This is a genomic window from Vibrio sp. R-1 (assembly GCF_035615595.1).
Taxonomy (GTDB): domain Bacteria; phylum Pseudomonadota; class Gammaproteobacteria; order Enterobacterales; family Vibrionaceae; genus Vibrio; species Vibrio cholerae.
In genome coordinates, this window is record NZ_WPDC01000146.1 from 1 (window position 1) to 4405 (window position 4405).

Consider the following 4405-nt stretch of genomic DNA (forward strand, 5'->3'; position numbering starts at 1 on the left):
TCAGCCCCGCAAGTGGATGAAGTGGATACCCACACGCCAACACCGAGTTGGCCATTCAGTGCTGAGCTGGATGACTGGCTTACCGCCGCCAAAGATCACAGCCCTGAGCTCTTGATTGCTATCCAAAAAGTGGCGATCAGCCAAATTGCTAAGCAGCAGAGTCAAAGTGGGTATTATCCAAGTTTGCGCGCCTCTGCAGGCTATCAAGACGGCGATCAACGAAACGGTGAATTCAATGCCGGACTCACGCTCTCCATCCCGATTGATTTAAATGGAGCAACCCGCAGCGATAACGAAAAAGCTCATATCAACTGGTTGATGGCTCAGCAACAGCAACGCAAAGTTGAGATCGGATTAGATCAAAATCTGCGTCAACAAATCCAGCAGGTTGAGATTGAATGGCAGCAAATTACCATGGCGGATCAGCAAGTGACCCATCGCGATAAAGTGCTGCGCAGTAAACAGCAACTGTTTGATGCTGGCTTATCCGAAGCCTCCGATTTAATCGATGCGCACAACAGCCTATTTCGAGCCAAACATAATCTGGCCAGTCGTTGGTATAGCTATTGGCGTCAGCGCATTGAGCTACTCAAATTAACAGGTCAGTTGAACGATAATGCCATCGCTCAGCTTTCAGGAGCCTTTCGTTAATGCGCCTCTTGTTACAGCAATCTTGGCAAACTTTGCTCGCTCATCGCCTGAAAAGCGTATTGGCGATCACCGCGATTAGCTGGGGGGTGATTTCTGTGGTGATCTTGATGGCGCTCGGCGAAGGGTTTTATCGTGCTCAAACCGAATCCTTTCGCTTTCTGTTGCAAGAAACACAAATGGTCGCCTCCGGCCAGACCAGCGAAGTGTGGCAAGGCATGCCTGCAAGACGCCCGATTCAACTGACCGAATCGTTAATGCGTGAAGTCGCACAACGTCCGGAGATCCAGCGTTACTCCATCGTCTATGAGAATCGAGAAGTCTCCATCACCCAACAGCGAGGGACAGCGATTGGTAGTATGGTCAGTGGTGTGGATAGAGGGTATTTCTCTCTTGCTGGATTAAAACTCACCTTAGGTTCACGAGATTTCAGCCTTCATGATCAACACAACCACCGCCGTGTGGCCATTCTTGGCGATCACGTTGCAGCCACCAGCCAGCTTAAGATTGGAGATGAATTCAAAATTCGTGGCATCGCTTTTCGAGTGATTGGCATTATGGATGATGAAAGCAGCCGCTTTTCATTTGGTGATAACCAAAAAGTGTTTATTCCAAGCTCCACATTTAAAGACATTTGGGATACCCAACCGAACATGATGTTGGTACTGCCCGCTCAAGGTGTTTCAAGCTGGGCGTTACGCGAGCAGTTACGTCACACTTTTGCTCAGCGGTTACATTTCTCACCTGAGGATCAAGAGGCGGTCTTTCTCCCCGATTTCGGCAGTGGTGTTGCGGTGATCACTGCCATTTTACGAGGAATTCAAGCCTTTCTCGCCGCCAGTGGCATGATGACTATGGCTGTCGGCATCTTAGGCGTTGCCAATATGATGTTTTTAGCCGTGACCGAGCGTACGCGAGAAATCGGAGTGCGTTTAGCCATTGGTGCTACACCGCAACGAATTCAACAGCAGTTTTTATTAGAAGGATTGCTGCTGGTGGTCATCGGGGCGTTAGCAGGCTTACTGCTGGCCTACTTTGGCGTGTTGCTGCTTAATCACCTTGGCCTACCCACGTGGCTTGGCGAGCCGGTGATCACTTCGACCACCGTCTGGCTTTCTATGTTGGTGACCAGCATTTTAGCCTTAGCGGCGGCCTACTTCCCAGCTCGCAGAGCGGCGCAATTAGAGCCCGTCATTGCGCTCAGTAGTCGGAGTTAATGCATGTTGCCAATAAGACAAATTATGCAGGAAATGGCGGCCGAAAAGCTCAGATTGAGCCTCACTATTTTGGCCGTTGCGTGGTCAACCTTATGTATCACAGGGCTACTTGCGGTCGGTGAAGGGATCCGTAGTGGAATTGTACGCACCATCCAAAATGGCAATGGTAACCTAATTCATGTCAGCGGCGGTTATGCCACGCAAACCCATGGCCGTTTTCATGAGGGGCAAGCACTTTCTCTCACCGAGCAAGATAGCCAAGTCTTGGCCGCTCTGCCTATGGTCAAACACGCACTTCCTTCGGCCGAGTGGCAAGAGCTGATCACGTTTGCAGATAAGCGTTCATGGATGATGCCTTACGCGGTCAAAAGTGAGTATCAGGCGATGAATAAACTGCGCTTGTTACCCGGCGGGCGCTGGTTTAATCCCGTTGATGAAACACAGCAACGTAAAGTGGTCGTGCTCGGTTATCAACTCGCGGTACAACTGTTTAATCAGCAAGAGGGCGACTGGTTTAGCGGCGGCGAATTAGAGCAAGATCCTGTCGGTCAGATTGCCAAAATAGGCGCACACGAATTTACGGTGATCGGAGTGCTGGCCAAAAACAGCGGCAACATTGAGCAGGGTTCACCTATTGATTACAGTGGTTTTACGCCATTCAGTACTTGGCAGCGTTTTCACCCCAACCAAGCGATCAGCGGAATTAACCTTGAACCGAGGGTGGGCAGTGACCGTCAAGCGTTGGCAGCCACGGTACAGCAAGTGTTAAAACGCAAATACGCCGCGAGCTTGCAAGATCAGCAAATTGTCATGGTGCAAGACCACTTTTTGAGCCAGAAAAGTATGCAGCAGTTTCTGCTGAGACTACAAAGCTTCCTTGGCATTATCGGGTTTATCACTTTAGCCGTGGCAAGTTTAGGCATTACCAATGTGATGTTTGCTACCGTGAAGCGGGCTACACGCGACATTGGCGTACGCATGGCCGTAGGTGCAACTCCCAATACCATTCGCTGCCACTATTTGGCTCAATCTTTGATCACCATGGGATTGGGAGGAATTGCCGGCTTAGGTGTGACATTTGCGATGGTTCGCCTACTCGCCGCCATTCCTTTACAGGGCAATCCGATTTATGACCACTTAGGCCAACCGGTTCCTGAGCTGTCGCTTAGCGTCATTGTGATAGTGATTGTCACCCTAACCGTCATGGGCATTCTTGCTGCTTGGTTACCCGCCAATCACGCAGCAAAAGTGACACCGTTACAAGCATTACAGAGTGAATAATGAAGTCTTTATCTCCTGCTCCTTTGGTGGAGCTACAGCAAATTTGTAAACATTACACCAGTGGGCAAAACGTGGTTAAAGCGCTTGATGGCGTCGACTTAACCATTCGTCACGGTGAATTCTTGGCAATTCTCGGACCTTCGGGATCGGGTAAATCAACCCTGATGAACGTACTGGGCTGTTTGGATAAACCTACCGCGGGCCGCTATCAATTGGACGGACATCCGGTCGATAGCCTAAGCACTCAACAACTGGCTGCGATCCGCAATCAAAAGATTGGTTTTGTGTTCCAAAGCTTCAACCTATTGGAATACGCCAGTGCTCTGGATAATGTCGCCCTTCCTTTGGTGTATGCGGGAGTAAAAGCCAAAGATCGCCGTCGACGCGCCACAGAACTCTTGACTCGAGTTGGCCTTGCGGATCGCTTAGATCACAAACCCAATCAGTTGTCAGGCGGACAAAAACAGCGCGTTGCGATTGCGCGCGCGCTGATCAATCAGCCGCAAATTTTGCTGGCAGATGAGCCAACTGGCGCATTGGATTCAAAATCCGGTGCCGAAATTGAAGCGCTGTTCAATGAACTGCACCGCGAAGGTCGCACCATTATCGTCGTCACTCATGATAACGAGCTGGCCAAACGCACTAAGCGAATTGTGACCATTCGAGATGGGCAAGTCGTCAGTGATGAGCCCACGGCTTAACTACCACCTATGGTGCGGATAAAACAAACGGCGCGTGATGCGCCGTTTGTTTGGATTCAAGTGTAATAAAGGTCACAGATAGCTTAGATCGGTCGCTTTGCCTTTGAAAATCCGATACACAAAAAAGGTGTACAGCAGAATGGTTGGCATGACGATCACCACACCAATCCCCACCACCATCAAGGTTTCAGGTGATGACGCAGCCTGCTGCGCAGTCATGATTCCGGGGACGATCTCAGGAAAGAAGCTGTACGCGAGCCCGAGGAAACTCAATCCAAAAATCAGCACCACACCAAAGAAAGGCCATTGCACACCCGCATCATTCACCGTCGGTACGCGTTTGAGATAGCGATCCACCACTAAAATCGTGGCAAAAACGATAATAGGGATCGGCGCAAGTAGGATCACCTCAGGAAAACTAAACCAACGTTCTGCGACTGCAGAATTCACCCATGGGTTGACCAAACTCACCGACAGCACCCCTAACGCTGCCAGCCACCCCGCTTTACGCGACCAACGCGCGGCACGCACTTGCAGCTCCCCTTCGGTTTTGAGCAC

At 50.4% G+C, this 4405-nt stretch carries 5 protein-coding genes; 4 read left to right on the plus strand and 1 reads right to left on the minus strand.

Annotated elements, in window-relative coordinates:
• The 4 genes from GOU96_RS16935 to GOU96_RS16950 all read left to right on the plus strand — a co-directional run.
• Positions 1 to 651, plus strand: a 651-nt coding sequence (locus GOU96_RS16935) for a TolC family protein (protein WP_324702032.1), incomplete at its 5' end; no start/stop codon positions are given.
• Entirely contained in the window at positions 651 to 1865 is a 1215-nt protein-coding gene (locus tag GOU96_RS16940) for an ABC transporter permease (RefSeq protein ID WP_001238021.1), read from the plus strand. The genes GOU96_RS16935 and GOU96_RS16940, both read left to right, overlap by 1 nt.
• Before the next feature lie 3 nt (positions 1866 to 1868).
• Positions 1869 to 3146 (plus strand): ABC transporter permease, encoded by a 1278-nt coding sequence (locus GOU96_RS16945; RefSeq protein WP_069648066.1) that lies wholly within the window; start codon positions 1869 to 1871, stop codon positions 3144 to 3146.
• Entirely contained in the window at positions 3146 to 3847 is a 702-nt protein-coding gene (locus GOU96_RS16950) for an ABC transporter ATP-binding protein (protein ID WP_000839105.1), read from the plus strand. The genes GOU96_RS16945 and GOU96_RS16950 overlap by 1 nt, the downstream gene beginning before the upstream one ends.
• A 72-nt stretch (positions 3848 to 3919) precedes the next feature.
• Here GOU96_RS16950 and GOU96_RS16955 read toward each other — a convergent pair.
• On the minus strand, positions 3920 to 4405 hold a 486-nt coding region (locus GOU96_RS16955; protein WP_324702033.1), incomplete at its 5' end, for a cytochrome d ubiquinol oxidase subunit II.